Source organism: Streptomyces sp. APSN-46.1 (assembly GCF_022815725.1).
Classification (GTDB): Bacteria; Actinomycetota; Actinomycetes; order Streptomycetales; family Streptomycetaceae; genus Streptomyces.
Map to the genome: position 1 here is coordinate 120,663 of NZ_JALGRF010000008.1, position 25,438 is coordinate 146,100.

Below are 25,438 nucleotides of genomic sequence, written 5' to 3' on the forward strand. Positions count from 1 at the left end.
CCCTGGCCCCGGCCCCACACCCGGGCCCCCAGCTTCAAGAAGTTAACCCATCACGCCCGATTTCCCGTTCAAGCGAAGTTAACGCCCCGTCTTGACTTCAGGAAATGAACGCATAGGCTCGGCTCCGCTGTCTCCCGCCTTCGGGTGGTGCCCGATCTTGAACTGTGCGCCACTGGGAGGACGGACGAACCCCCCACGGAGCAGACCTTGACCAGCAGCACCACGCAGGCATCGGATCCGGGCGGCGGCCGCGCGGCCCGCCCGGAACACCTCGGGCACGTCATCTTCATCGCGGCCGCCGCGGCGATGGGCGGCTTCCTCTTCGGCTACGACAGCTCCGTCATCAACGGCGCCGTCGTCGCGATCCGGGACCGGTTCGACGTCGGCTCCGAGGTCCTCGCCCAGGTGATCGCCGCCGCGCTGATCGGCTGCGCGCTCGGCGCCGCCACCGCCGGGCGGATCGCCGACCGGATCGGCCGCATCCGCTGCATGCAGATCGCCGCCGTGCTGTTCACGGCGAGCGCGCTCGGCTCGGCCCTCCCCTTCACCCTCTGGGACCTCGCCATGTGGCGTGTCATCGGCGGCTTCGGCATCGGCATGGCCTCCGTCATCGGCCCCGCCTACATCGCCGAGGTGTCCCCGGCCGCGTACCGCGGCCGGCTCGCCTCGTTCCAGCAGGCCGCGATCGTCATCGGCATCGCCGTCTCGCAGCTCGTCAACTGGGGCATCCTGAACCTCGCCGACGGCGACCAGCGCGGCGAGATCGGCGGCTTCGAGGCCTGGCAGTGGATGCTGGGCGTCATGGTCGTCCCGGCCGTGCTCTACGGGCTGATGTCCTTCGTCATCCCGGAGTCCCCGCGCTTCCTGGTCTCGGTCGGCCGTACCGACCAGGCCAAGAAGGTGCTGGCCGAGGTCGAGGGCTCCAAGATCGACCTGAACGTGCGCGTCGCCGAGATCGAAACCGCCATGCGCTCCGAGCACAAGTCCACCTTCAGGGACCTGCTCGGCGGCCGCTTCGGCCTGCTGCCCATCGTCTGGGTCGGCATCGGCCTCTCGGTCTTCCAGCAGCTCGTCGGCATCAACGTGATCTTCTACTACAGCTCCTCGCTGTGGCAGTCCGTCGGCGTCGACCCCACCAGCTCGTTCCTCTACTCCTTCACCACGTCGATCATCAACATCATCGGCACGGTGATCGCGATGATCTTCGTGGACCGGCTCGGCCGCAAGCCGCTCGCGCTCATCGGCTCGGTGGGCATGGCCGTCTCCCTCGGCGTCTGCGCCTGGGCCTTCTCCTACAAGCAGGGCACCGGCGACAACATCTCCATGCCCGACACCCAGGGCACGGTCGCGCTGATCGCCGCGCACTCCTTCGTGCTCTTCTTCGCCCTGTCCTGGGGCGTGGTGGTCTGGGTGCTGCTCGGCGAGATGTTCCCGAACCGCATCCGCGCGGCGGCGCTCGGCGTCGCCGCCGCGGCCCAGTGGATCGCCAACTGGGTCATCACCGTCACGTTCCCGACACTGTCGGACTGGAACCTGTCCGGCGCGTACGTCATCTACACGGGCTTCGCCGTGCTCTCGATCCCGTTCATCCTCAAGTGGGTGCCGGAGACCAAGGGCAAGGCGTTGGAGGAGATGGGGTAACCACCCCCGCCATCACCCCTTCTCCTCTCGCAGCGGGTACTGCCCCGGTTCTCAGGCGTTCGCGCCGCCGAGCCGGGGCAGTACCTGTTCGCACAGCAGCTGGAGGCTGCGCCAGCCCTCGTCGATCGGCATCCCGCCGCACAGCGGGTGCAGGACCAGATTGCCGGCCTCGCCCGCGCCGCGGGCGTACGTGAGCGCCTCCTCCGGTGTCAGAACCCGGTACACGCCCTCGGCGCGCAGCTCCGCCACCGAGCGCGCGGCCGACCGTACGGCGCTGCGGATGTCCTTGGACTGCCAGGACGCGTACATCGCGGCCTCGTGCAGGAACCGTTCGCCGTGCTCGGCCCAGACCCGGTCCGGGTCCTGCGCGATGTGCAGCAGCGGCGTCTCGGCCGCCGGCATCATGCAGAAGCCCGCCGTGCCGTACTCCGCGAGCCTCGCCCGGTAGTACGCCTCCAGCTCGGGCAGGTGCGCGCTGGGGAAGAACGGCAGCCCGAGCCGGGCGGCACGCCGGGCCGCCGCCCGCGAACTGCCGCCGACCAGCAGCAGCGGGTGCGGCCGGGTGAACGGGGCCGGGGTGACCCGTACCGTACGGCCGCGGAACGCGAAGGGCTCGCCGGTCCACGCCTTCAGCAGGGTCTCCAGCAGCTCGTCCTGGAGCCTGCCGCGCCGGCCCCACTCCACGCCGTGCTGCTCGTACTCCTCGGGCCGGTAGCCGATGCCGGCGACCGTGACGAGGCGGCCGCCGCTCAGCAGATCGAGGACGGCGATGTCCTCGGCGACCTTCAGCGGGTCGTACAGCGGCCCGATGATCGCCGAGACGGTGACCGCGATCCGGCGGGTGGCGCCGAAGACGGCGCCGGCGAAGGCGAACGGCGAGGGCAGCCAGTTGTTCGCGGTCCCGTGGTGCTCCTCCGTCTGGATGGTGTCGATGCCGCGGTCGTCGGCGTACTTCGCCATCTCCAGCGCGGCCCTGTAGCGGGCGGAGAGGGTCTCGGGGGTGCCGTTCGGGTCGACGAGATTGAACCGGGCCACGGTGATGGGCATGGAGGAGTCCCCCTTCGCCGGATGGGGTGGGCGGGCGAAGGGGGACGTTAGCTGACGTAGCGTCAGTTGGACAGGGATCCGGCAGGGCGCGGGCGCGGGTGCGGGCACAGGCTCCGCGTTCCGGGCCGCCGCACGCGGCAGGACCGCGTAGGCCCCGGCCGGTGAGCTGGCTCACGCATCACGGGCTGTCGCGGCCCACAGCAGGGGGCCACGACAGACAGCCCGCTCGGAAAGCGGAGTGCGTTCCCCGAGGTCGCGCATACTGGAGCGGCTATGGAAATCCTCATTCTCGCTGTAGTCATCGCCCTGGTCGCGGTCGGCGTGATCAGCGGGCTCGTGGTCAGCAGCCGCAAGAAGAAGCAGCTGCCGCCCACGGCGCCGTCGAGCTCGCCGACCATCACTGCCCCGCCCGCCGAACCGCAGGTGGGGGAGGACGCCGCACCGACCCTTGAAGAGCCGCGCCGCACGATCGAGGAGGTCGCCCTCCCCGAGGCGGAGGTCGCGGAACCGGTCGAGGCGCCAGTCATCGAGCCGGAAGCTCCCGCCGCACCCGAGATCGAGGTGCCCGAGCCCACCGCCGGCCGGCTCGTCCGGCTGCGCGCCCGCCTCGCCCGGTCGCAGAACTCGCTCGGCAAGGGGCTGCTCACCCTGCTCTCCCGCGAGCACCTCGACGAGGACACCTGGGAGGAGATCGAGGAGACCCTCCTCATCGCCGACGTCGGTGTCGCGCCGACCCAGGAGCTGGTGGACCGGCTCCGCGACCGGGTCAAGGTGCTCGGCACCCGCACCCCGGCGGACCTGCGCGCCCTGCTGAAGGAGGAGCTGCTGACCCTGGTCGGCACGGACTTCGACCGCGCGGTGAAGACCGAGAGCGGCACCGACACCCCGGGGATCGTGCTGGTCGTCGGCGTCAACGGCACCGGCAAGACCACCACCACCGGCAAGCTGGCCCGCGTGCTCGTCGCCGACGGCCGCAGCGTGGTGCTCGGCGCGGCCGACACCTTCCGCGCCGCCGCCGCCGACCAGCTCCAGACCTGGGGCGAGCGGGTCGGCGCGCGCACCGTGCGCGGACCCGAGGGCGGCGACCCGGCCTCGATCGCCTACGACGCGGTCAAGGAGGGCATCGCCGAGGGCGCCGACGTGGTGCTCATCGACACCGCCGGCCGCCTGCACACCAAGACCGGCCTCATGGACGAGCTCGGCAAGGTCAAGCGCGTCGTGGAGAAGCACGGCCCGCTGGACGAGATCCTGCTGGTCCTGGACGCCACCACCGGGCAGAACGGCCTGACCCAGGCCCGCGTGTTCGCCGAGGTCGTGGACATCACGGGCATCGTGCTGACCAAGCTCGACGGCACCGCCAAGGGCGGCATCGTCGTCGCCGTCCAGCGCGAGCTGGGCGTCCCGGTCAAGCTGGTCGGACTGGGCGAGGGCGCGGACGACCTGGCCCCGTTCGAGCCGGAGGCGTTCGTGGACGCCCTGATCGGCGACTGAGCGCGCTGCCGCGCAGCAGCCCCCGTAAGCCAGTGCCCCCGCATCCGACCGGACGCGGGGGCACTGGCTTACGGGGGCTGTGGAACAGGGCGGCTAGCGGCGGAAGCGGTGGCAGAGGTACGCGAGCGTGCCCAGCAGCAGCCGGGCCTGCGGCGGGTCGCCCGCGGAGTCCAGTGCCGGCGGCCGCAGCCAGCTGACGGGCCCGAGCCCGGCGAAGTCGGACGGCGGCGCGGTGAGGAAGGCGCCGAGGCCCAGGGCGCGCAGGTCGAGGTCCGCGTCGTCCCAGCCCATCCGGTAGAGGAGCTGAGGCAGCTCGGCCGCGGCGCCCGGGGCCACGAAGAACTGGGCACGGCCGTCCGGGGTCGCGGTGACCGGACCGAGCGGCAGGCCCATCCGCTCCAGCCGTACCAGCGCCCGGCGCCCGGCCTCCTCGGAGACCTCGATGACGTCGAAGGAGCGGCCCACGGGGAGCAGGACCGCCGCGCCGGGGTACTCGCCCCAGGCCTCGGTGACCTCGTCCAGGGTGGCGCCGGCCTTGACGGTCGGGGCGAAGTCCAGCGGATGCGCCCCCGGCGCGAGGCAATTCGTATGACCGCAGGAGCAGTCGCGTGCGGGGGCCGCGGCCCGGGCGCCGGGGACCGCCTCCCAGCCCCACAGCCCGGTGTACTCCGCCACCGCGGTGCACTCCGACGTGCGGCCGCGGCGCCGAGTGCCGGAACGGAATTCCCTGGTGCTGCGACTGCCGCCGATCGTGAAGCCCATGCCCATGCCCCCTCCAACGGGTCGGACGCGCCGGTGGTTACGACGTAGGCCTGACCGGTTGAGGGCCGCGTGCCGAGCCGTGTCCGCCCGGCGCACTCGTCGCCGCGCGCGCCCCGGCGCACTCCTGTCCAACCGATCCGTTTCGCCTTGGTGTCAAGTGAATCGCGCCTGATCGGTGGCTTGTTCATTCGAAGGGGTGGCGAATGGTGGCGTTTCAGGGATCGGCCTCGCCGTGGGGGTGATCGTAGGATTACTTTCGGTGCACGAGCCCCGCGCGGCACACCCGACCGTGGGTATGCCGGAGGCAATGTGTGGAGGACTTGTGAAGGTCCGTGGCGGCGCCTGCCGACCCCGCCAGGGTTTCGTGTGGAAGAGGCTGAGCGGATGGGGGCGTTCCAGTGAGCGGCAACGGCGCAAGCGGAACGGGTACGGAGTCCGAAGTGTCGCCTGAGTCAGAAGTGCCGTCGGCAACCGCTGTCCGCAATGAGCAGCTGACCTCGTGGTTCGTGCGCAGCGGCTGGTCCAAGGGCGAACTCGCCCGCCAGGTCAACCGCCGGGCCCGCCAGATGGGCGCGCACCACATCAGCACGGACACCTCGCGCGTGCGCCGCTGGCTCGACGGCGAACAGCCCCGCGAGCCCGTCCCGCGGATCCTCTCCGAGCTCTTCTCCGAGCGCTTCGGCTCCGTCGTCGCCATCGAGCAGCTCGGGCTGCGCACCGCCCACCAGACCCCCTCGGTCTCCGGGGTGGACCTGCCCTGGGCCGGTCCGCAGACCGTCGAGCTGCTCGGCGAGTTCTCCCGCAGCGACCTGATGCTCGCCCGTCGCGGGTTCCTCGGGACCTCGCTCGCCCTCTCCGCCGGCCCCGCCCTCATCGAGCCCATGCAGCGCTGGCTCGTCCCGGTCCCGGCCGCCGACCCCGGATCGCGTACCGAGGGCGGGCCGGCGGGCATGGTCGCCGGGCAGCGGCCGCCCCGGCTGTCGGAACCCGAGCTCGCCCTCCTCGAAGCCACCACCGCCATGTTCCGCCAGTGGGACGCCCAGTGCGGGGGAGGGCTGCGCCGCAAGGCCGTCGTGGGGCAGCTGCACGAGGTCACCGACCTGCTCCAGGAGAACCATCCGGCCCCCGTCATGAAGCGGCTGTTCAAGGTCGCCGCCGAACTCGCCGAACTGGCCGGCTGGATGAGCTACGACATCGGCCTGCATCCCACCGCGCAGAAGTACTTCGTCCTCGCGCTGCACGCCGCCAAGGAGGGCGGGGACAAGCCGCTCGGCTCGTACATCCTCTCCAGCATGAGCCGCCAGATGATCCACCTCGGCCGTCCCGAGGACGCCCTGGAGCTCATCCACCTGGCGCAGTACGGCAGTCGCGACTGCGCCGGACCGCGCACCCAGGCCATGCTGTATGCGATGGAGGCCCGCGCGTACGCCAACATGGGCCAGCCCAGCCGCTGCAAGCGAGCCGTCCGGATGGCCGAGGACACCTTCTCCGACGTGGGGTTCGGGAGCGAGCCCGAACCCGACTGGATCCGGTTCTTCTCCGAGGCCGAACTCAACGGCGAGAACTCGCACTCGTACCGGGATCTGGCCTACGTCGCCGGGCGCAGCCCCACGTACGCCTCGCTCGCCGAACCCGTCATGGAGCGGGCGGTCGAACTCTTCGAGAAGGACGAGGAGCACCAGCGTTCCTACGCGCTCAACCTCATCGGCATGGCCACCGTCCACCTGCTCCAGCGCGAGCCCGAGCAGGCCGCGGTCCTCGTGGGACGCGCCCTCGACGTGGCTGGAAAAGTGCGGTCCGAACGGGTGAACACCCGGCTGCGCAAGACCGTGGACACCGCCGCCCGTGAGTACGGCGACGTCGCCGAGGTGGTCCGGCTGACCGACCACCTCGCCTCCCGGCTCCCCGAAGCCGCCGAGGCCGTCTGACGGCCCAGGCGGCCGCCCCAAAGCCCCGGCCGCGGCAGTGACCCCGTGAAGCCCGATCAGGCTCCCCCAGCCAGGTCTCCTCGGGTCACCGCCGCGGCCGGCTGACGACCGACCCGTTCATGGACGTGTAACACTCCCGACCTCTTCGTCATCGGCGCGAAACACCCAGCGGCGCCGCCGGAAACCGGCCTGCGCGAATCTCAGGGCCAATAACCGGCCAGCCCCCAGGCCACACCCCCAGGCCTTACGCCTTGCGCCGCTCAGGTATCCACGATCGCCCGCACGCGAACGTACCGACGACGAGGAGACGCCGATGGCATCAGCCATCACGACCCTCGCTGCAGAAGCCCCGACGCTGTCTGCCGCGAACACCGGGTTCATGCTCATCTGCTCCGCCCTGGTCATGCTGATGACCCCGGGACTCGCCTTCTTCTACGGAGGCATGGTCCGCGTCAAGAGCAGCCTCAACATGCTGATGATGAGTTTCATCAGCCTCGGGATCGTCACGATCCTCTGGGTCCTCTACGGATTCAGCCTCGCCTTCGGCACCGACACCGGCTCGCTGATCGGCTGGTCCTCCGACTACGTCGGCCTCAGCGGCATCGGCATCACCGAGCTCTGGGACGGCTACACCATCCCGGTGTACGTCTTCGCCGTCTTCCAGCTGATGTTCGCCGTCATCACCCCGGCCCTGATCAGCGGCGCCCTCGCCGACCGCGTCAAATTCAGCGCCTGGGCCCTGTTCACCGCCCTCTGGGTCACCGTCGTCTACTTCCCCGTCGCCCACTGGGTCTGGGGCGCCGGCGGCTGGCTCTTCGAGCTCGGCGTCATCGACTTCGCCGGCGGTACGGCCGTCCACATCAACGCCGGCGCCGCCGCCCTCGGCGTGATCCTCGTCATCGGCAAGCGCGTCGGCTTCAAGAAGGACCCGATGCGCCCGCACAGCCTCCCGCTCGTGATGCTCGGCGCCGGTCTCCTCTGGTTCGGCTGGTTCGGATTCAACGCGGGCTCCTGGCTCGGCAACGACGACGGCGTCGGCGCGGTCATGTTCGTCAACACCCAGGTCGCCCCCGCCGCCGCCATGCTCGCCTGGCTCGGCTACGAGAAGCTCCGCCACGGCTCCTTCACCACGCTCGGCGCCGCCTCCGGCGCGGTCGCGGGCCTCGTCGCCATCACCCCCTCCGGCGGCTCCTGCTCCCCGCTCGGCGCGATCGCCATCGGCGCCATCGCCGGCGTCGTCTGCGCCATGGCCGTCGGTCTCAAGTACAAGTTCGGCTACGACGACTCCCTCGACGTGGTCGGCGTCCACCTCGTCGGCGGTGTCCTCGGCTCCCTCCTCGTCGGCTTCTTCGCCACGGGCGGGGTCCAGTCCGACGCGGCCGGCCTCTTCTACGGCGGCGGACTGGAGCAGCTCGGCAAGCAGGCCATCGGAGTCTTCGCCGTCCTCGTCTACTCTCTCGTCGCGTCCGCGCTGCTCGCCTTCCTCCTCGACAAGACGATCGGGATGCGGGTCACCGAGGACGACGAGGTCTCCGGCATCGACCAGGTCGAGCACGCCGAGACCGCCTACGACTTCAGCGGAGCCGGTGGCGGCGCCTCCTCGCGGAGCACCGCCGTCCCCGTCCCCGTCGCCGCCGCGAGCAAGAAGGTTGACGCATGAAGCTGATCACCGCGATCGTGAAGCCGCACCGGCTGGACGAGATCAAGGACGCCCTGCAGACGTTCGGGGTCCAGGGCCTCACGGTCACCGAGGCCAGCGGCTACGGCCGCCAGCGCGGCCACACCGAGGTCTACCGCGGCGCCGAGTACACCGTGGACCTCGTACCGAAGATCCGCATCGAGGTGGTCGTCGAGGACGACGCGGCCGACGACGTGATGGACGTCATCGTCTCCGCCGCCCACACGGGCAAGATCGGCGACGGCAAGGTGTGGAGCGTCCCCGTGGACTCGATCATCCGGGTCCGCACCGGCGAGCGCGGCGCTGAAGCGCTCTAGGTGACGGGAGCTCCTGGGTGACGAGCGTCGAGAACACGACCACGGATCCGACCGATCCGGCCGACTCGGGACCCAGCGGTTACGCCGCGGCCCGGCTGCGACTCCTCCAGGAGGAGTCGCGGTCCGGGCCTTCGCGGCGTTCCGCCCTGGCCGGGCTGACCGACGACTGGCTGAGCGCGCTGTTCGCGACGGCCGTACGAGAAACGGGCGTACGGGGCGCGGCCCTGGTCGCCGTCGGCGGCTACGGGCGCGGCGAACTCTCCCCGCGCAGCGACCTCGACCTGCTGCTGCTCCACGACGGGAAGGCCGAGCCGCGAGCGCTCAGCGCGCTGGCAGACCGCCTCTGGTACCCCGTCTGGGACCTGGGGGTGGCCCTGGACCACTCGGTACGGACCCCGGCCGAGGCGCGCAAGACCGCCGCCGAGGACCTCAAGGTGCACCTCGGGCTACTCGACGCGCGGCCGGTCGCGGGCGACGCGGGGCTGCTGGCGGGCCTGCGGACCTCCGTACTGGCCGACTGGCGCAACCAGGCCGCCAAGCGGCTCCCGCACCTGCACTCCCTGTGCCGCGAGCGGCACGAGCGGGCCGGAGAGCTCCGGTTCCTGCTGGAACCCGATCTCAAGGAGGCCCGCGGGGGGCTCCGGGACATCACCGCGCTGGGGGCCGTCGCCGCCTCCTGGCTGGCCGACGCCCCGCGCGAGGGCCTGGCCGAGGCCCGTCGGCGGCTGCTGGACGCGCGGGACGCGCTGCACCTGGTGACGGGCCGGGCGACCGACCGGCTCTCGCTCCAGGAGCAGGACCAGGTCGCCGCGCAGCTCGGGCTGCTCGACGCCGACGCGCTGCTGCGGGAGGTGTACGAGGCCGCGCGGGTGGTCGCGTACGCCGGTGACGTGACCTGGCGGGAGGTCGGGCGCGTGCTGCGCGCCCGGTCGGCGCGGCCGAGGCTGCGCGGGCTGCTGGGGGGCCGGGGACCCGCGGCCGCCGAGCGGGCGCCGCTGGCCGAGGGGGTCGTGGAGTCCGACGGAGAGGCCGTACTGGCACTGGCGGCGCGGCCCGACCGGGATCCGGTGCTCGCGCTCCGATTCGGCGCGGCGGCCGCGCAGGCGGGCCTTCCCGTGTCCCTGCACGCCGTACGCAGGCTCGCGGCGCAGGCCAAGCCGCTCCCGGTGCCGTGGCCGGCGGAGGCACGGGAGCAGCTGGTGACCCTGCTCGGCGCGGGGGAGCCGACCGTGGGGGTGTGGGAGGCGCTGGAGGCCGAGGGCCTGATCACCCGGCTGCTGCCCGACTGGGAACGGGTGCGGTGCCGCCCGCAGCGCAACCCGGTGCACACCTGGACGGTGGACCGGCACCTGGTGGAGACGGCGGTCCGGGCCTCGGCCCTGACCCGGCGGGTGGGCCGGCCGGACCTGCTGCTGGTGGCCGCCCTGCTGCACGACATCGGCAAGGGCTGGCCCGGGGACCACTCGGCGGCGGGCGAGACCATCGCGCGCGACATGGCGGTACGCATGGGCTTCGACGCGGAGGACGTCGCCGCCCTGGGCGTGCTCGTACGCCACCACCTGCTGCTGATCGACACCGCGACCCGGCGCGACCTGGACGACCCGGCGACCGTGCGGTCGGTCGCGGACGCGGTGGGCTCGCCGGGCACGCTGGAGCTGCTGCACGCCCTGACGGAGGCGGACGCGCTGGCGACCGGGCCGGCGGCGTGGAGCGCGTGGCGGGGGTCGCTCGTGGCGGACCTGGTGTCCCGGGTGGCGTCGGTGCTCCAGGGCGCGGCTCCGGTGGCCGCCGAACCCGCTGTCCCGACGACCGAGGAGGAACGCCTGGCGGTCGAGGCGCTGCGCACCGGGGAACCGGTGCTGGCGCTGCACGCCCGCCAGGAGGAGGACGCGGTGGGGGTGGAGCTGGTCGTCGCGGTCCCGGACCAGCCGGGGGTCCTCCCCGCGATGGCGGGCGTCCTGGCCCTGCACCGGCTCACGGTCCGCGCCGCGGACCTCCGCTCGCTGGAGCTCCCGGACCGGCTGGGCGAGGTCCTCGTCCTGCGCTGGCGCGTGGCCGCTGCCTACGGCTCACTGCCGGAGGGGTCCCGGCTGCGTACGGACCTGGTCCGCGCGCTGGACGGCTCGCTGGACGTCCCGGCGAAGCTGGCGGACCGCGAGGCGGCGTACCCGCGCCGGCGGGGCGTGGTGCCGCCGCCGCCCCGGGTCACGGCGGTCCCGGACGTCTCCTCCCTGGCCACGGTCCTGGAGGTGCGGGCGCCGGACGCGGTCGGGCTGCTGCACCGCATCGGGCGCGCGCTGGAATCGGCCGGGGTCCGGGTGCGCAGCGCGCACGTCTCGACGCTGGGCGCCAACGCGGTGGACACCGTGTACGTCGTCGACGCCGACGGTAAACCCCTGCCTCCCCGGGAGGCCGCCGCCCTTGCCGTCGGGGTGCAGGAGGCCCTGTCGTAGCCCTGCGGCGCCGCTGTCGGGGGCTCCGCCCCCGAACCCCCGCGCCTCAAACGCCGGCGGGGCTGGAATTGCCCTGCAAGGTTGCGCTGCGCGCACTTGCAGGCTGACGCCGGCCAAATCCAGCCCCGCCGGCGTTTGAGGCGCGGGTCCGGGCGGAGCCCTGGGGGCACCTCCCAGCGGTAGCTGGGGGAGAAACGGAGAAAGGGCGGGGCGGGGAGAGGCCCCGCGCAGCGGCGGCCCGGCGGAGCCCAAGGGCCCGGGATCGGACCGCCGGGTCCACCTCGTGGCGCGGCCCGATACCCTGGGGGACGACCACCACGCCCCCGACCCGAGGAATCGCGACCACCGTGTTCGATACGCTCTCCGACCGCTTGGCGAATACCTTCAAGGGCCTGCGCGGCAAAGGCCGGCTGTCCGAGGCTGACATCGACTCCGCGGCCCGGGAAATCCGTATCGCGCTCCTTGAGGCCGACGTCGCCCTCCCGGTCGTCCGCTCCTTCATCGCGAACGTCAAGGAACGGGCTCGCGGCGAAGAGGTCAGCAAGGCCCTGAACCCGGGCCAGCAGGTCCTCAAGATCGTCAACGACGAGCTCGTCACGATCCTCGGCGGCGAGACCCGGCGGCTGCGCTTCGCCAAGACCGCGCCGACCGTGATCATGCTGGCCGGTCTCCAGGGTGCCGGCAAGACCACCCTCGCCGGAAAGCTCGGCCTCTGGCTCAAGGGGCAGGGCCACACCCCGCTCCTCGTCGCGTGCGACCTCCAGCGCCCCAACGCCGTCAACCAGCTCTCCGTGGTCGCCGACCGCGCGGGCGTCGCGTTCTACGGCCCGCAGCCCGGCAACGGCGTCGGCGACCCGGTCCAGGTCGCGAAGGACTCCATCGAGTACGCGCGCACCAAGCAGCACGACATCGTCATCGTCGACACCGCCGGCCGTCTCGGCATCGACGCCGACATGATGCAGCAGGCCGCGGACATCCGCGACGCCGTCAGCCCCGACGAGATCCTGTTCGTCGTCGACGCCATGATCGGCCAGGACGCGGTCAACACCGCCGAGGCCTTCCGCGACGGCGTCGGCTTCGACGGCGTCGTGCTCTCCAAGCTCGACGGCGACGCCCGCGGCGGTGCCGCGCTCTCCATCGCGCACGTCACCGGCAAGCAGATCATGTTCGCCTCGAACGGCGAGAAGCTCGACGAGTTCGACGCGTTCCACCCCGACCGCATGGCGGGCCGGATCCTCGACATGGGTGACATGCTCACCCTCATCGAGCAGGCCGAGAAGACCTTCTCGCAGGCCGAGGCCGAGAAGATGGCGGCCAAGCTCGCCAAGGGCCCCAAGGAGTTCACGCTCGACGACTTCCTGGCCCAGATGGAGCAGGTCCGCAAGATGGGCTCCATCTCCAAGCTGCTCGGGATGCTGCCCGGCATGGGGCAGATCAAGGACCAGATCAACAACATCGACGAGCGCGACGTGGACCGCACCGCCGCGATCATCAAGTCGATGACCCCGGCCGAGCGCCAGGACCCGCACATCATCAACGGCTCGCGCCGCGCCCGTATCGCCAAGGGCTCCGGTGTCGAGGTCAGCGCCGTCAAGAGCCTGGTCGAGCGCTTCTTCGACGCCCGCAAGATGATGTCCCGCATGGCCCAGGGCGGCGGGATGCCCGGGATGCCGGGCATTCCGGGCATGGGTGGCGGCCCCGGCCGGCAGAAGAAGCAGGTCAAGCAGGCCAAGGGCAAGCGCAAGAGCGGTAACCCGATGAAGCGCAGGGAAGAGGAGGCCGCGGCCGCCGCCCGGCGCGAGGCGGGCCCGCAGGCCGTCGAGCCCGCCGCCGCCAACCCCTTCGGGCTGCCCGCGGGTGGTCAGTCCGGGTCCGCCGACGAGTTCGACCTCCCGGACGAGTTCAAGAAGTTCATGAAGTAGTCCGCGCAGGAGTCGGCGCGACGTGGAGGGCCCCGGCCGGGGATACGGCCGGGGCCCTTCCCGTTCTTCCGGACGCAAGGGGACGATTCATCCCTTATGGTCGGCCGGGAGGACGGCAGAAGGAGGCCCCGTGCCCACCCCCACCCCCGTGCCCCCGCGCGACCGGGCCGATACGCCCTGGCGCTCCGAAGGCGCCCCGCCCGGTCCGCCGCAGAAGAAGAAGATGCCCGGCGGCTGGCGGTGGCTCATCCTCGCCGCGCTGATCGTCTACCTGATCACCAACGTGGTGCTGTCCTTCTTCAACCGGGGCGACGAGCCGACGGTCTCGTACACCGAGTTCAGCAAGCAGGTCGCCGCCGGCAACGTCTCGAAGATCTACTCCAAGGGCGACGCCATCCAGGGCGAGCTGAAGGCCGAGCAGCCGGTGCCGGACGGCGGCGAGGGCGACTACACCAAGTTCGTCACCCAACGCCCGGCCTTCGCCGACGACGACCTGTGGGCCAACCTCACCAAGCAGAACGTCAACGTCACGGCCTCCCCGGTTGTCGTGCAGCGCAGCTTCCTCGCCAATCTGCTGCTCTCCCTGGCCCCGATGCTCCTGCTCGTCCTTCTGTGGGTCCTCGTCGCCCGGCGCATGGGCGCGGGGATGGGCGGCGTCGGCGGGCTCGGCCGCAAGGCGCCGCCCAAGCCGGTGGAGCTGGAGGGCGCCAAGCGCACCACCTTCGAGGACGTCGCGGGCATCGACGAGGTGGCGGGGGAACTGAGCGACGTCGTCGACTTCCTGAAAAACCCGCAGGAGTACCGGAAGCTGGGCGCCCGGATGCCCGGCGGAGTCCTGCTGTCCGGACCGCCCGGCACCGGCAAGACCCTGCTCGCGCGGGCCGTCGCCGGCGAAGCCGGGGTGCCGTTCTTCTCCGCCTCCGCGTCCGAGTTCATCGAGATGATCGTCGGCGTGGGTGCCTCCCGGGTCCGTGAACTCTTCACCGAGGCACGCAAGGTGGCCCCCGCGATCATTTTCATCGACGAGATCGACACCATCGGCCGGGTGCGCGGCGGCGGCGCCACGATGGGCGGCCACGACGAGCGCGAGCAGACCCTGAACCAGATCCTCACCGAAATGGACGGCTTCTCCGGCTCGGAGGGCGTCGTCGTCCTGGCCGCCACCAACCGCGCGGACGTCCTGGACCCGGCCCTGACCCGCCCCGGCCGCTTCGACCGTACGGTGGTCGTCGCCCCGCCGGACCGGGGCGGCCGCGAGGCCATCCTGCGCATCCACACCCGCGACATCCCGCTCGCCGAGAACGTGGACCTGGCCCACATGGCCCGTACCACCCCCGGCATGACGGGCGCCGAACTGGCCAACCTGGCCAACGAGGCCGCGCTGCTGGCCGTCAAGCGCCGCCAGGACCGGGTCACCCAGTCCGACCTGTCGGACGCCCTGGAGAAGATCCAGCTCGGCGCGGAGCGGTCCCTGGTCATGCCGTTGGAGGAGCGCCGCCGTACGGCGTACCACGAGAGCGGCCACGCCCTGCTGGGCATGCTCCAGCCCGGGGCCGACCCGGTCCGCAAGATCACCATCGTCCCGCGCGGCCGGGCGCTCGGCGTCACCCTCTCGACCCCGGACGCGGACCGGTACGCGTACACGGAGGAGTACCTGCGCGGCCGCATCATCGGCGCCCTGGGCGGCATGGCGGCCGAGCACATCGTCTACGACGTCATCACCACGGGCGCGGAGAACGACCTCGAACAGGTCACCAACATCGTCCGCGGCATGGTCGGCCGCTGGGGCATGAGCGAGCGTGTCGGCAAACTCACCGCCGTGCCGTCCGACGGGCAGGGCCCGTACGGCCTGTCCGCCGCCCCCGCCACCCTCGACGCGGTGGACCACGAGATGCGGCGGATCGTGGACGAGTGCTACGAGGAGGCCTGCGACCTGCTGCGCGAAAACCGCCCGAAGCTCGACGCCCTGGCCGAGGCCCTCCTCGCCAACGAGACCCTGGACGAACCCGCCGCGTACGCGGCCGCGGGCATCCCGCGGCTGCGCAAGAGCGCCGAGGCGGGCGAGGCGGGCGAGACGGGTGCGGCGGGCGACTTCTAGGAACCCGCCCGCCCCCGCCGGCCCGCATCCGCGGCGCCGGCGGGGCCCGCGCGTCAGGCCACCCGGGCGATCACGTACCGAAAGATGTTCGGCAGCCACACGGCACCGTCACCGCGCTCGTACGGGTGAAGCGCCTCGGCCAGTTCCTTCTCCGCGAGGGCGGGATCGGCGCTCTGGTACAGCCCCGTCGACAGCAGCCCCCGTACCGCGCTGTCCACATCCGCGTACCCGAAGGGGCAGAACACCCGCCCCGACCCGTCCGGCACCAGCCCCGCCCCCGACACCATCGCGTCCAGGTCCCGGGGCACCGGCCCGCCCCCCAGCACCTCCGGCACCGTGCACCGCTCCGCCGGACCCCAGTCCGCCAGCACCACCGCACCGCCCCGGCGGACCGCCGGCAGGGCCGCGGCGAAGTCGCCCGGGCGGGGTGAGAACGCCAGCAGCACGTCGTACGGCACCCGGGGCGCCGGAGCGGCGGCCACCACCTCCAGCAGCCGCTCGCGCGCCAGTGCCCGGCGGGCCGGATCGGCCTCCACACCCGTGGTCAGGGCTCCCCGCCCCGCGGCCAGCAGGAGGGGCAGCCCCGCCCCGCAGCCGAGGCCCAGCAGCCGGTCACCCGGCCCTACCTCCAGCCGGTCGTAGACCGCTTCGTACAGCGGTACCAGCATCCGTTCCTGGATCTCCGCCCAGTCCCGGGCGACCAGCGTCGGCGTCGGTGTCATCGAAAGAGCGCTCCTGATTCCGTGTCGCCCCCTTGCCCCCGTTGCCAGAGAACTCCCCATTCGCCTCCGCGTCCAGAGGAGTGCGCCACCCGATTCACGCTCGACGCGCCCGGCGCCGTACCATTCGCGCCATGGCAAAGGCACCCGTTCTCACCCCCCAGGCGGAGGATTTTCCCCGCTGGTACCAGGATCTGATCAACAAGGCCGAGCTGGCCGACAACGGTCCGGTACGCGGCACCATGGTCATCCGGCCGTACGGCTACGGCCTGTGGGAGCGGATGCAGCAGGAGATGGACGCGCGCATCAAGGACGCGGGCGCCCAGAACGCGTACTTCCCGCTGTTCATCCCGCAGTCCTACCTGACGAGGGAAGCCGAGCACGTCGAGGGCTTCGCCCCCGAGCTGGCGGTCGTCACGCACGGCGGCGGCAAGGAGCTGGAAGAGCCGGTCGTCGTCCGGCCCACCTCCGAGACGATCATCAACGACTACTTCTCCAAGTGGGTCCAGAGCTACCGGGACCTGCCCCTGCTGATCAACCAGTGGGCCAACGTCGTCCGCTGGGAGATGCGCCCGCGCGTCTTCCTCCGCACGAGCGAGTTCCTGTGGCAGGAGGGCCACACGGCCCACGCCACCTACGAGGAAGCCCGCGACTACGCCGCCCGCATCCACACGGACGTGTACGGCGACTTCATGACGAACGTGCTCGGCATCGACGTCGTGCTCGGCCGCAAGACCGCCAAGGAGCGCTTCGCCGGCGCCATCAACACCCTCACCCTCGAGGGCATGATGGGCGACGGCAAGGCCCTTCAGCTGGGCACCAGCCACGAGCTCGGCACCAACTTCGCCAAGGCCTTCAACACCCAGTACCTGTCGAAGGAAGGCAAGCAGGAGCTCGTCTGGCAGACCTCGTGGGGCGTCTCGACCCGCATGGTCGGCGGCCTGATCATGTCTCACGGCGACGACAACGGCCTGCGGGTCCCGCCGCGCCTCGCGCACGTCCAGGTCGTCGTCATGGCGATCAAGGGCGACGAGGCCGTCACCAAGGTCCGCGAGCTGGGTGCCCGGCTGAAGGCCGCCGGCATCCGCGTGCAGGTCGACGACCGCGTGGACACCCCCTTCGGCCGCCGCGCCGTGGACTGGGAGCTCAAGGGCGTACCGGTCCGCATCGAGATCGGCCCCCGCGACCTGGAGGCCGGCACCGCGATGCTGGCCCGCCGGATCCCGGGCGGGAAGACCCCGGTGCAGATCGACGCGCTCGCCGACCTGCTGCCCAAGGTGCTCGAAGAGGACCAGGCGCAGCTGCTGCGCGAGTCCCGCGAGCGCCGTGTGGCCCGTACCTCCGACGTCGCCACCATCGAGGAGGCCGCCGAGGCCGCCGTCGCCGGTGGCTGGGCGCGGATCCCGTGGGCCGACCTCGGCCCGGAGGGCGAGGCCAAGCTCGCCGAGCAGGCCGTCTCCGTGCGCTGCCTGATCGCCGCGGACGGGTCGGTTCCGGAGGCGGACGACGCCCCCGGTACGCTCGCGATCGTCGCGCGCTCGTACTAGCCGGCACTCGCTGGTCGGCACTCGCCGGCACCGCTGTCTTCTCACGCCCCGGCGTGCGGCCCGAGCCGCCCGCCGGGGTTGGTGCTTGTTGGTCGTCGTTACGTACCGACTCCTCCTGAGATCGGCGCACCCGTCCTCGTCAGGACAGATGAGACTGAACTGACTGGTACGTGCAAAAAATTTGGAATGGCCCGGAATCGGAACACCTGGGCACCCCGGCTCGTTGTCACGACGTGAGCACGACACCACCTGTTCTCGCCGCAGAGCTGGCGCAGGCGTGGGCCGACATTCAGCGGTACCACCCCGAGCTGCCTGACCTTGCCGCGCCCGAGTCCCTGATCGGAGAGTCCTCGTCCGCCTGTGGCGCGGAACTCTCCTTCGAGCGACTGCTGCACGAGGCAGTCCACGGCATCGCCGCCGCCCGAGGAGTCCGCGACACCTCGCGCGCCGGCCGCTACCACAACCGCAGATTCCTCGCGATCGCCGAGGAGATGGGGCTGGACCACTCGGACGAGCCGCATGCCAGCAGCGGCTTCTCGCTGGTCTCGCTCAGTCCCGAGGCGAAGAAGCGCTACCGCCCGACCATGGAGCGGCTCCAGCGCGCCCTCAAGGCGCATACGGTCGCCACCGCCGCCGACACCAAGCGCAGCTTCCGCGGTCCGGCCGCCCGGCACGGCTCGTCCGGCGGCGGGGTGCGCGTCAAGGCGGTCTGCGACTGCGGGCGCAATGTGCGGGTCGTTCCCTCCGTGCTGGCCCAGGCGCCGATCGTCTGCGGAGGCTGCATGAAGCCGTTCCGCATTCCCGAGGCCGCCCTCTCGGCCGCCGCCTCCTGAGCGGGGGCGCCCCGCGGGGGGCGCGGACCGTGAGGGCGATGGGCCGGTCCCGGGGCCTCCCGGCTGAGCGCGCAGCGGGCGTATGGCACAATGGCTAGCTGTACTCGACAGTCGCATAGGACCCCTCTCTCCTCCGGCTGACGCGTCCATCGGGCACCCGAGTACCGCAACCCCACGTGGCATCTCATGTGCCCAACCACGTCAAGTTCAGGAGACACCACTCCAGTGGCAGTCAAGATCAAGCTCAAGCGCCTCGGCAAGATTCGCCAGCCGCACTACCGCATCGTCGTCGCCGACGCCCGCACCCGCCGGGACGGTCGCGCGATCGAAGAGATCGGTATCTACCACCCGACCTACAACCCGTCGCGCATCGAGGTCAACGCCGAGCGTGCGCAGTACTGGCTGTCCGTCGGCGCCCAGCCCACCGAGGCTGTGCTCGCCATCCTGAAGCTGACCGGTGACTGGCAGGCCCACAAGGGTCTCCCCGCCCCCGCGCCGCTCCTCCAGCCGGAGACGAAGGAGAGCAAGCGTCGCTCCTTCGACGAGTTCGCCAAGGCCCTCGAGGGCATCGGCGAGGGCAAGGGCGAGGCCATCACCCAGAAGAAGAAGGCCGACAAGAAGGCGGACGAGGCTGAGGCCGCCGCCGAGTCGACCGAGGCCTGATCATGCTCGAGGAGGCTCTTGAGCACCTCGTAAAGGGCATTGTGGACAACCCCGACGATGTGCAGGTCGCCTCGCGCAACCTGCGCCGCGGGCAGGTGCTCGAGGTCCGGGTCCACCCCGACGACCTCGGCAAGGTGATCGGCCGCAACGGCCGCACCGCACGTGCTCTGCGTACCGTCGTGGGCGCCATCGGCGGCCGGGGGATCCGCGTCGACCTCGTCGACGTGGACCAGGTCCGCTGAGCAGTTGAATCACCGGCACGGGCCGGGGAGGGCGATTGGTCGCCCACCCCGGCCTGAGTCGTTTCTGCCCACGAGCAGAGCGACCATTGATTGAGAAACCGCGACGGAGAGGTACCACCTCCGCGAGAGCGGCGGCGGTTCAGCCGCGAAAGGGAGAGCAGAAGTGCAGCTGGTAGTCGCGCGGATCGGCCGCGCCCACGGGATCAAGGGTGAGGTCACCGTCGAGGTGCGGACCGACGAGCCGGAGCTGCGGCTCGGGCCCGGTGCCGTGCTCCAGACCGAACCGGCGTCGGCGGGTCCGCTGACCATCGAGACGGGCCGGGTGCACAGCGGCCGGCTCCTGCTCCGCTTCGCGGGCGTCAAGGACCGCACCGGCGCCGAGGCGCTGCGCAACATCCTGCTGATCGCCGACGTGGACCCGGCGGAGCTCCCGGCGGAGCCCGACGAGTACTACGACCACCAGCTGATGGACCTGGATGTGGTGCTGGAGGACGGCACCGAGATCGGCCGGATCACCGAGATCTCCCACCTGCCCTCCCAGGACCTCTTCATCGTCGAGCGGCCGGACGGCACCGAGGTGATGATCCCCTTCGTCGGGGAGATCGTCGCCGAGATCGACCTGGAGGAGCAGCGCTGTGTCATCACCCCGCCGCCCGGGCTGATCGACGACCGCGCAGAGGTCGTCTCCCAGCGTGACAACGGGCGTGACGACGGGAAAGAAGCCTGATGCGTCTCGACGTCGTCACGATCTTCCCCGAGTACCTGGAGCCGCTGAACGTCTCGCTCGTCGGCAAGGCACGCGCCCGCGGCCAGCTCGACGTACACGTCCACGACCTGCGGGACTGGACGTACGACCGGCACAACACGGTGGACGACACCCCCTACGGCGGCGGCCCCGGCATGGTCATGAAGACCGAGCCGTGGGGCGAGGCCCTGGACGCGGCGCTGGCCGACGGCTACGAGGCCGGCGCGCACGGGCCGGTCATGGTCGTCCCCACGCCCAGCGGCCGCCCGTTCACCCAGGAACTCGCCGTCGAGCTCTCCGAGCGGCCCTGGCTCATCTTCACCCCGGCCCGCTACGAGGGCATCGACCGTCGCGTCATGGACGAGTACGCCACGCGGATGCCGGTGTACGAGGTCTCCATCGGCGATTACGTCCTGGCCGGCGGTGAGGCGGCGGTCCTGGTCGTCACCGAGGCCGTGGCCCGGCTGCTGCCCGGAGTCCTCGGCAACGCCGAATCGCACCGGGACGACTCCTTCGCGCCCGGCGAGATGGCGAACCTGCTGGAAGGGCCCGTCTTCACCAAGCCACCGCGGTGGCGCGGGCGCGGTATCCCCGAGGTGCTGCTCAGCGGCCACCACGGCAAGATCGCCCGCTGGCGCCGGGACGAGGCCTTCCGGCGGACCGCGCGCAACCGCCCCGACCTGATCGAGCGCTGCGAGGCCTCCGCCTTCGACAAGAAGGACCGGGAGATGCTGAGCCTGCTGGGCTGGAAGCCGACCGCGGACGGCCGATTTTGGCGTAGGCCGGAGGCCGTGGAAGAATAGGCGGCTGCTGTGTGCTCGCGTGCGCCCCTGCCACAGGGGGACCGTCGTCCGCCGAGTGTCGCAGCTCCCGAATTCTCTACGGAAACCCCGCACCGGCGACCTGTGGCGTCGTGCGAAGAAAGCAGACGAACACCATGTCTCACCTGCTCGATGGCGTCAACGCCGCCTCGATCCGCTCCGACGTCCCGGCCTTCCGCCCGGGTGACACGATCAACGTGCACGTCCGTGTCATCGAGGGCAACCGCTCCCGTATCCAGCAGTTCAAGGGCGTTGTCATCCGTCGCCAGGGCGCTGGCGTCTCCGAGACCTTCACCGTTCGCAAGGTCTCCTTCAGCGTCGGCGTGGAGCGCACCTTCCCGGTGAACTCCCCGATCTTCGAGAAGATCGAGCTCGTCACCCGCGGTGACGTGCGTCGCGCCAAGCTGTACTTCCTCCGTGAGCTCCGCGGCAAGGCCGCGAAGATCAAGGAGAAGCGCGACCGCTGATCTCCTCTCCGGGTTCCGGAGGCGGCCGGATAGGCTCGCCCCCGATGGACACCGAAGCAGAGCTCACACAGCGCGGCCACTCCTCCCCCGAACAGGGGGCGGGGCGGCCGCGCTGTGCGTTTTCGACGCTGACCTGGCGGCGGGCCGGATGGCTCGGCGTGGTCTGCACCGCCTTCCTGCTGCTGCTCAGCAACTTCGTCGTACAGCCCTTCCTGATCCCGAGCCGCTCGATGGAGCCGACGCTCAAGGTCGGGGACCGGGTCCTGGTGAACAAGCTGGCCTACCGTTTCGGCGACCAGCCGCTTCGCGGGGACGTGGTGGTCTTCGACGGCACGGGGTCCTTCGTGCGGGAGCGGGCCGGAGCCGACGGCAATCCAGTCGGCGAGGCCCTGCACGGCGCGGCCTCGGCGCTCGGGCTCGCCGAACCGTCCGACTCCGACTTCGTGAAGCGGGTCGTGGGCATCGGCGGTGACGACGTGGTGTGCTGCGACTCCGGCGGGCGGATCAAGGTCAACGGGGTCCCGCTCGACGAGCCGTACCTGTACCCGGGCGACGGCGCCTCAAGCGTGCCCTTCCGCGTCGTCGTACCCCTTGGGACCCTGTGGGTCATGGGTGATCATCGTTCCCAGTCCCGGGACTCCCGGGACCACCTGGGAGAGCCGGGCGGGGGGATGGTGCCGGTGGAGAAGGTGATCGGGCGGGCGGACTGGATCGGCTGGCCGGTCTCGCGCTGGGGCGGGACCGGTTCCGGATCTGGCTCCGGTTCTGGCGCCGGCGTCGGTGTCGGCTCCGGTGCTGGGGTTGCCGGCGGCGGGCATGGGTAGCCGCGGCCGGCCGAGACGCGAGCGGGAGCCCGAGCCGGAGCCCGAACCCCTCGTGGTGGAGGGCGGCCGGGCCGAGCGGCGCCGGCTGGCGCGCCGGGTCCGCAGGCGCCGGCGTACCCGCCGGGCGGGCGAGCTCCCGCTGCTGGTCGTCGTCGCGCTGTGCATAGCACTCGTCCTCAAGACCTTCCTGGTGCAGGCCTTCTTCATCCCGTCCGGCTCGATGGAGCAGACGATCCGGATCGGCGACCGGGTCCTCGTGGACAAGCTGACCCCGTGGTTCGGTTCCAAGGTGGAGCGGGGCGACGTCGTCGTGTTCCAGGACCCCGGCGGCTGGCTCAAGGGCGAGGCCGCCCGCCAGGCCCCCGACCCGATCGGCGTCAAGCAGGTCAAGCAGACCCTGACCTTCATCGGCCTGCTGCCCTCCGCCGACGAGCAGGACCTGATCAAGCGGGTCATCGGAGTCGGCGGGGACACCGTCAAGTGCTGCGACGGCAGGGGCCGGGTCACCGTCAACGGGGCGGCGCTCGATGAGCCGTACGTGAACCCCGGCAACTCCCCGTCGGACATCCGCTTCGAGGTGAAGGTGCCGGAGGGGCGGCTGTTCGTCATGGGCGACCACCGCGCGAATTCGGCCGATTCCCGCTGGCACCTCGACGAGGCCTTCGAGGGCACCATCGACGAGCAGGGGGTGGTCGGGGAGGCCGTGGTGATCGCCTGGCCGTTCGGACACTGGCGCCGACTGGAGACGCCGGCCACCTTCCGCATGGTCCCCGATCAGGCACGGAGCGGGCGGCGCGGGCCCGGCAGGCGCCGTAGGGGCGCACCGTTCGCATAGTGTGTCCTGGGTCTCCCGAGCCTTAGGGAACTCCCGCTCGTTAGGGGAGGGGAGGGCCCGTGTCCGGTTCGGCGCGGGCGGCGATCTCTACAAGAGGAGTGGATGTGGGGGATGTGGCGGTAGGCGCACGGTCCGGACGCGACGAGGGCGAGGAGCGGCCGGACGATGACGCCGTGAAGCGCGAGGCCGAGGAGGAGGACGGCGGTTCCAAGGCGCACCCGCACCGCTCCTTCTGGAAGGAGCTCCCGCTCCTCATCGGTATCGCCCTGCTGCTGGCCCTGCTGATCAAGACCTTCCTGGTCCAGGCGTTCTCGATCCCCTCCGACTCGATGCAGAACACCCTGCAGCGCGGGGACCGCGTCCTGGTGGACAAGCTGACCCCGTGGTTCGGCTCCGAGCCCGAGCGCGGCGAGGTCGTCGTCTTCCACGACCCGGCGGACTGGCTGTCCGGAGAGCCCACCCCGGAGCCGAACCTCGCCCAGCAGATCCTCAGCAAGATCGGCCTGATGCCGGACGCCGCCGAGAAGGACCTGATCAAGCGGACCATCGCCATCGGCGGGGACACGGTCGAGTGCAAGAAGGGGGGACCGGTCGTCGTCAACGGCAAGGAGCTGGACGAGCCGTACATCTTCCCCGGCAACACCCCTTGCGACGACGCCCCGTTCGGGCCGATCACCGTGCCCAAGGGCAAGATCTGGGTCATGGGCGACCACCGCCAGAACTCCCAGGACTCCCGCTACCACATGCAGGACTCCACCCAGGGCTTCGTTCCCGTCGACAAGGTCGTCGGTCGCGCCGTCGTCGTCGCGTGGCCGGTCACCCGCTGGTCCACCCTGCCGATCCCGGACACCTTCGACCAGCCCGGCATCGGCAACCAGGCCGCCGCGTCCGCGCTGGGCCTCGGGGCGTCGGGACTGGCCCCCGTCGGGCTCGGCCCGGCCGCGCTGGGGCTCACCGGTGCCGTGCCGCTCGTCATGTGGCGCCGGCGGAAGCTGACCGGGGGCCGTACCGCCGGGTAGGGTGCCGCCCAGGTCGACGATCTCCGGGCATGGGGGCGCTGCAATGGGCGGAACACAGGCGATACGCGCTGAAAAGGATGGCCGCGGCGGCCTCGGCAACATGTTGTCGGGGCTGGCCGTGGCCATCGGCTTTGTGCTCTTCCTGGGCGGTTTCGTCTGGGGGGCGGTCGCGTACCAGCCCTACACGGTGCCGACCGACTCGATGATGCCGACGGTGAAGCCCGGGGACCGGGTGCTGGCGCAGCGCATCGACGGCGGTGAGGTGCGCCGCGGGGACGTGGTCATCTTTACTGATTCCGTGTGGAGTGACTCGCCCATGGTCAAGCGGGTCGTCGGCGTCGGCGGCGACACCGTCAGATGCTGCGGCCAGGGCGGCCGGCTCACCGTGAACGGCAAGGAGCTCGACGAGCCGTACATCGAGCGCCCCACGGCGGGTTCGGGTACGGGTGCGGGTTCGGGGTCGGGTACGTCGGGTGTCGGTACGGCGGATGGCTCGCTCGGCGTGGCATCCGACACCCCCTTCGAAGTGACGGTGCCGGAGGGCAAGCTCTTCCTGCTGGGTGACCGGCGGTCGGCCTCGCTGGACTCCCGGGCGCACCTCCAGGAGGCCGGGCAGGGGACCGTGGCCCGGGCCGCGGTCAGTGCCCGCGTCGACGCCGTGGCGTGGCCCTCGGTGGCGATGGTGGACCGGCCGCAGACCTACGCGGCGCTGCCCGGCGGCATCTCGCGGCCCGGGCCGCTGAGGCTCCAGGCGGCCGCGGTGGTGGCCGGAGCCGCGTTGGTGGTGCTGGGTGCCGCGTACGGGCCGCTCGTACGGATTCTCGGGCGCGGTCGCAGGCGGGAGCAGGCGGGTGTCCGCTGACCCGGCCGCGGCCGACGGCCTCCGAAAGGTGTCGCGGGTGATCCTGCTGGACCCCCAGGACCGCATCCTGCTGCTGCACGGCTTCGAGCCGCAGGACCCGGCGGACGACTGGTGGTTCACCCCGGGCGGCGGGCTGGAGGGGTCCGAGACCCGCGAGGAGGCCGCGCTGCGCGAGCTGGCCGAGGAGACCGGGATCACGGACGTGGAGCTGGGGCCGGTGCTGTGGCACCGGTACTGCTCCTTCCCCTTCGACGGGCGGCGCTGGGAACAGGACGAGTGGTACTTCCTCGCCCGGACGCGGACCGCCCGGGCCGAGACCGTGATGGGCGGGCTCACCGAGCTGGAGCGGCGCAGCGTCATCGGGGCCAGGTGGTGGACCTCCGAGGAACTGTCCGCGGCCCGTGAGACGGTGTACCCGACCAGACTGGCCGGGCTGCTCCGGACGCTGCTCGACGACGGTCCTCCGGATGTGCCGGTGGTCCTCGCCCCGGAAATCGTTTAGGGGCGCGGGAGCCTGGCGCACA

At 71.5% G+C, this 25,438-nt stretch carries 23 protein-coding genes; 20 read left to right on the forward strand and 3 right to left on the reverse strand.

The genetic code is table 11. The features are described from left to right. Window positions 1-207: 207 nt before the first annotated feature. Window positions 208-1,641 (forward strand): sugar porter family MFS transporter, encoded by a 1,434-nt coding sequence (locus MTF65_RS21555; protein ID WP_243630532.1) that lies wholly within the window; start codon window positions 208-210, stop codon window positions 1,639-1,641. Window positions 1,642-1,692: 51 nt separating this feature from the next. On the opposite strand, the gene MTF65_RS21560 is transcribed toward MTF65_RS21555, so the two are convergent. Continuing rightward, entirely contained in the window at window positions 1,693-2,688 is a 996-nt protein-coding gene (locus MTF65_RS21560) for an LLM class flavin-dependent oxidoreductase (protein WP_243630533.1), read from the reverse strand. A 273-nt stretch (window positions 2,689-2,961) separates the two neighbouring features. On the opposite strand from MTF65_RS21560, the gene ftsY reads away from it, so the two are divergent. Then, entirely contained in the window at window positions 2,962-4,179 is a 1,218-nt protein-coding gene (gene ftsY / locus MTF65_RS21565; protein ID WP_243630534.1) for a signal recognition particle-docking protein FtsY, read from the forward strand. 93 nt (window positions 4,180-4,272) lie between these two features. Here the strand turns inward: ftsY and MTF65_RS21570 are convergent, their stop codons facing one another. Next, window positions 4,273-4,941: a bifunctional DNA primase/polymerase gene (locus tag MTF65_RS21570; RefSeq protein ID WP_243630535.1), complete on the reverse strand. Its 669-nt coding sequence runs from the start codon at window positions 4,939-4,941 to the stop codon at window positions 4,273-4,275. 398 nt (window positions 4,942-5,339) lie between these two features. Between MTF65_RS21570 and MTF65_RS21575 the strand changes: the two genes are divergently transcribed. The 6 genes from MTF65_RS21575 (at window position 5,340) to ftsH (ending at window position 15,337) form a co-directional block, all read left to right on the forward strand. Continuing rightward, complete coding sequence (locus tag MTF65_RS21575) at window positions 5,340-6,869, forward strand: hypothetical protein (RefSeq protein WP_374207276.1); 1,530 nt, start codon at window positions 5,340-5,342, stop codon at window positions 6,867-6,869. 313 nt (window positions 6,870-7,182) lie between these two features. Then, on the forward strand, window positions 7,183-8,529 hold the full coding sequence (locus MTF65_RS21580) for an ammonium transporter (RefSeq protein ID WP_243630537.1): 1,347 nt from the start codon (window positions 7,183-7,185) through the stop codon (window positions 8,527-8,529). After that, window positions 8,526-8,864 carry a P-II family nitrogen regulator gene (locus MTF65_RS21585; RefSeq protein ID WP_243630538.1) on the forward strand — a complete coding sequence of 113 codons (339 nt, stop codon included), beginning with the start codon at window positions 8,526-8,528 and terminating at the stop codon, window positions 8,862-8,864. Before MTF65_RS21580 ends, MTF65_RS21585 begins: the two co-directional genes overlap by 4 nt. 17 nt (window positions 8,865-8,881) lie before the next feature. Next, window positions 8,882-11,317: a [protein-PII] uridylyltransferase gene (locus MTF65_RS21590; protein WP_243630539.1), complete on the forward strand. Its 2,436-nt coding sequence runs from the start codon at window positions 8,882-8,884 to the stop codon at window positions 11,315-11,317. 347 nt (window positions 11,318-11,664) lie between these two features. Beyond that, window positions 11,665-13,239 (forward strand): signal recognition particle protein, encoded by a 1,575-nt coding sequence (gene ffh / locus MTF65_RS21595; RefSeq protein WP_243630540.1) that lies wholly within the window; start codon window positions 11,665-11,667, stop codon window positions 13,237-13,239. A gap of 130 nt (window positions 13,240-13,369) precedes the next feature. Then, on the forward strand, window positions 13,370-15,337 hold the full coding sequence (ftsH, locus tag MTF65_RS21600; RefSeq protein ID WP_374207277.1) for an ATP-dependent zinc metalloprotease FtsH: 1,968 nt from the start codon (window positions 13,370-13,372) through the stop codon (window positions 15,335-15,337). Window positions 15,338-15,390: 53 nt separating this feature from the next. On the opposite strand, the gene MTF65_RS21605 is transcribed toward ftsH, so the two are convergent. Then, window positions 15,391-16,059, reverse strand: a complete 669-nt coding sequence (locus MTF65_RS21605) for a methyltransferase type 11 (protein WP_243630541.1) — start codon at window positions 16,057-16,059, stop codon at window positions 15,391-15,393. A gap of 131 nt (window positions 16,060-16,190) precedes the next feature. Between MTF65_RS21605 and proS the strand changes: the two genes are divergently transcribed. From proS to MTF65_RS21665, 12 genes are all read left to right on the forward strand, one after another. Next, on the forward strand, window positions 16,191-17,603 hold the full coding sequence (proS, locus tag MTF65_RS21610) for a proline--tRNA ligase (RefSeq protein ID WP_243630542.1): 1,413 nt from the start codon (window positions 16,191-16,193) through the stop codon (window positions 17,601-17,603). Between the two features lie 233 nt (window positions 17,604-17,836). Continuing rightward, window positions 17,837-18,436: a hypothetical protein gene (locus MTF65_RS21615; protein WP_243630543.1), complete on the forward strand. Its 600-nt coding sequence runs from the start codon at window positions 17,837-17,839 to the stop codon at window positions 18,434-18,436. 225 nt (window positions 18,437-18,661) lie between these two features. Continuing rightward, window positions 18,662-19,099 carry a 30S ribosomal protein S16 gene (gene rpsP, locus MTF65_RS21620; protein ID WP_073776529.1) on the forward strand — a complete coding sequence of 146 codons (438 nt, stop codon included), beginning with the start codon at window positions 18,662-18,664 and terminating at the stop codon, window positions 19,097-19,099. Between the two features lie 2 nt (window positions 19,100-19,101). Next, a complete protein-coding gene (locus tag MTF65_RS21625; protein ID WP_007266827.1) occupies window positions 19,102-19,341 on the forward strand; it encodes an RNA-binding protein in 240 nt (79 codons plus the stop codon). A 163-nt stretch (window positions 19,342-19,504) separates the two neighbouring features. After that, window positions 19,505-20,068 (forward strand): ribosome maturation factor RimM, encoded by a 564-nt coding sequence (gene rimM / locus MTF65_RS21630; protein WP_243630544.1) that lies wholly within the window; start codon window positions 19,505-19,507, stop codon window positions 20,066-20,068. Further along, the gene (gene trmD, locus MTF65_RS21635; RefSeq protein WP_243630545.1) at window positions 20,068-20,889 is read left to right on the forward strand and encodes a tRNA (guanosine(37)-N1)-methyltransferase TrmD; all 822 of its coding nucleotides are present in this window, start codon (window positions 20,068-20,070) and stop codon (window positions 20,887-20,889) included. Before rimM ends, trmD begins: the two co-directional genes overlap by 1 nt. Window positions 20,890-21,023: 134 nt before the next feature. Next, entirely contained in the window at window positions 21,024-21,374 is a 351-nt protein-coding gene (gene rplS, locus MTF65_RS21640; protein ID WP_243630546.1) for a 50S ribosomal protein L19, read from the forward strand. A 44-nt stretch (window positions 21,375-21,418) separates the two neighbouring features. Continuing rightward, on the forward strand, window positions 21,419-22,198 hold the full coding sequence (gene lepB, locus MTF65_RS21645; protein ID WP_243630547.1) for a signal peptidase I: 780 nt from the start codon (window positions 21,419-21,421) through the stop codon (window positions 22,196-22,198). Further along, entirely contained in the window at window positions 22,191-23,033 is an 843-nt protein-coding gene (lepB, locus tag MTF65_RS21650; RefSeq protein ID WP_374207278.1) for a signal peptidase I, read from the forward strand. Before lepB (MTF65_RS21645) ends, lepB (MTF65_RS21650) begins: the two co-directional genes overlap by 8 nt. Before the next feature lie 113 nt (window positions 23,034-23,146). Continuing rightward, a complete protein-coding gene (gene lepB, locus MTF65_RS21655; RefSeq protein ID WP_243630548.1) occupies window positions 23,147-24,052 on the forward strand; it encodes a signal peptidase I in 906 nt (301 codons plus the stop codon). 43 nt (window positions 24,053-24,095) lie between these two features. Next, the gene (gene lepB, locus MTF65_RS21660) at window positions 24,096-24,914 is read left to right on the forward strand and encodes a signal peptidase I (RefSeq protein WP_243630549.1); all 819 of its coding nucleotides are present in this window, start codon (window positions 24,096-24,098) and stop codon (window positions 24,912-24,914) included. Beyond that, window positions 24,904-25,416, forward strand: a complete 513-nt coding sequence (locus MTF65_RS21665) for an NUDIX hydrolase (protein WP_243630550.1) — start codon at window positions 24,904-24,906, stop codon at window positions 25,414-25,416. The genes lepB (MTF65_RS21660) and MTF65_RS21665 overlap by 11 nt, the downstream gene beginning before the upstream one ends. The last annotated feature ends 22 nt before the right edge of the window (window positions 25,417-25,438 follow it).

What these genes read in the sequence shown, in the direction of transcription:
- ftsY (WP_243630534.1), top strand. Translation starts at nt 2,962, where the DNA reads ATGGAAATCCTCATTCTCGCTGTAGTCATCGCCCTGGTCGCGGTCGGC.
- proS (WP_243630542.1), top strand. Translation starts at nt 16,191, where the DNA reads ATGGCAAAGGCACCCGTTCTCACCCCCCAGGCGGAGGATTTTCCCCGC.
- lepB (WP_243630547.1), top strand. Translation starts at nt 21,419, where the DNA reads ATGGACACCGAAGCAGAGCTCACACAGCGCGGCCACTCCTCCCCCGAA.
- MTF65_RS21570 (WP_243630535.1), bottom strand. Translation starts at nt 4,941, where the DNA reads ATGGGCTTCACGATCGGCGGCAGTCGCAGCACCAGGGAATTCCGTTCC.
- MTF65_RS21625 (WP_007266827.1), top strand. Translation starts at nt 19,102, where the DNA reads ATGCTCGAGGAGGCTCTTGAGCACCTCGTAAAGGGCATTGTGGACAAC.
- MTF65_RS21560 (WP_243630533.1), bottom strand. Translation starts at nt 2,688, where the DNA reads ATGCCCATCACCGTGGCCCGGTTCAATCTCGTCGACCCGAACGGCACC.
- lepB (WP_243630549.1), top strand. Translation starts at nt 24,096, where the DNA reads ATGGGCGGAACACAGGCGATACGCGCTGAAAAGGATGGCCGCGGCGGC.
- MTF65_RS21585 (WP_243630538.1), top strand. Translation starts at nt 8,526, where the DNA reads ATGAAGCTGATCACCGCGATCGTGAAGCCGCACCGGCTGGACGAGATC.
- MTF65_RS21580 (WP_243630537.1), top strand. Translation starts at nt 7,183, where the DNA reads ATGGCATCAGCCATCACGACCCTCGCTGCAGAAGCCCCGACGCTGTCT.
- trmD (WP_243630545.1), top strand. Translation starts at nt 20,068, where the DNA reads ATGCGTCTCGACGTCGTCACGATCTTCCCCGAGTACCTGGAGCCGCTG.
- rplS (WP_243630546.1), top strand. Translation starts at nt 21,024, where the DNA reads ATGTCTCACCTGCTCGATGGCGTCAACGCCGCCTCGATCCGCTCCGAC.
- lepB (WP_374207278.1), top strand. Translation starts at nt 22,191, where the DNA reads ATGGGTAGCCGCGGCCGGCCGAGACGCGAGCGGGAGCCCGAGCCGGAG.
- MTF65_RS21605 (WP_243630541.1), bottom strand. Translation starts at nt 16,059, where the DNA reads ATGACACCGACGCCGACGCTGGTCGCCCGGGACTGGGCGGAGATCCAG.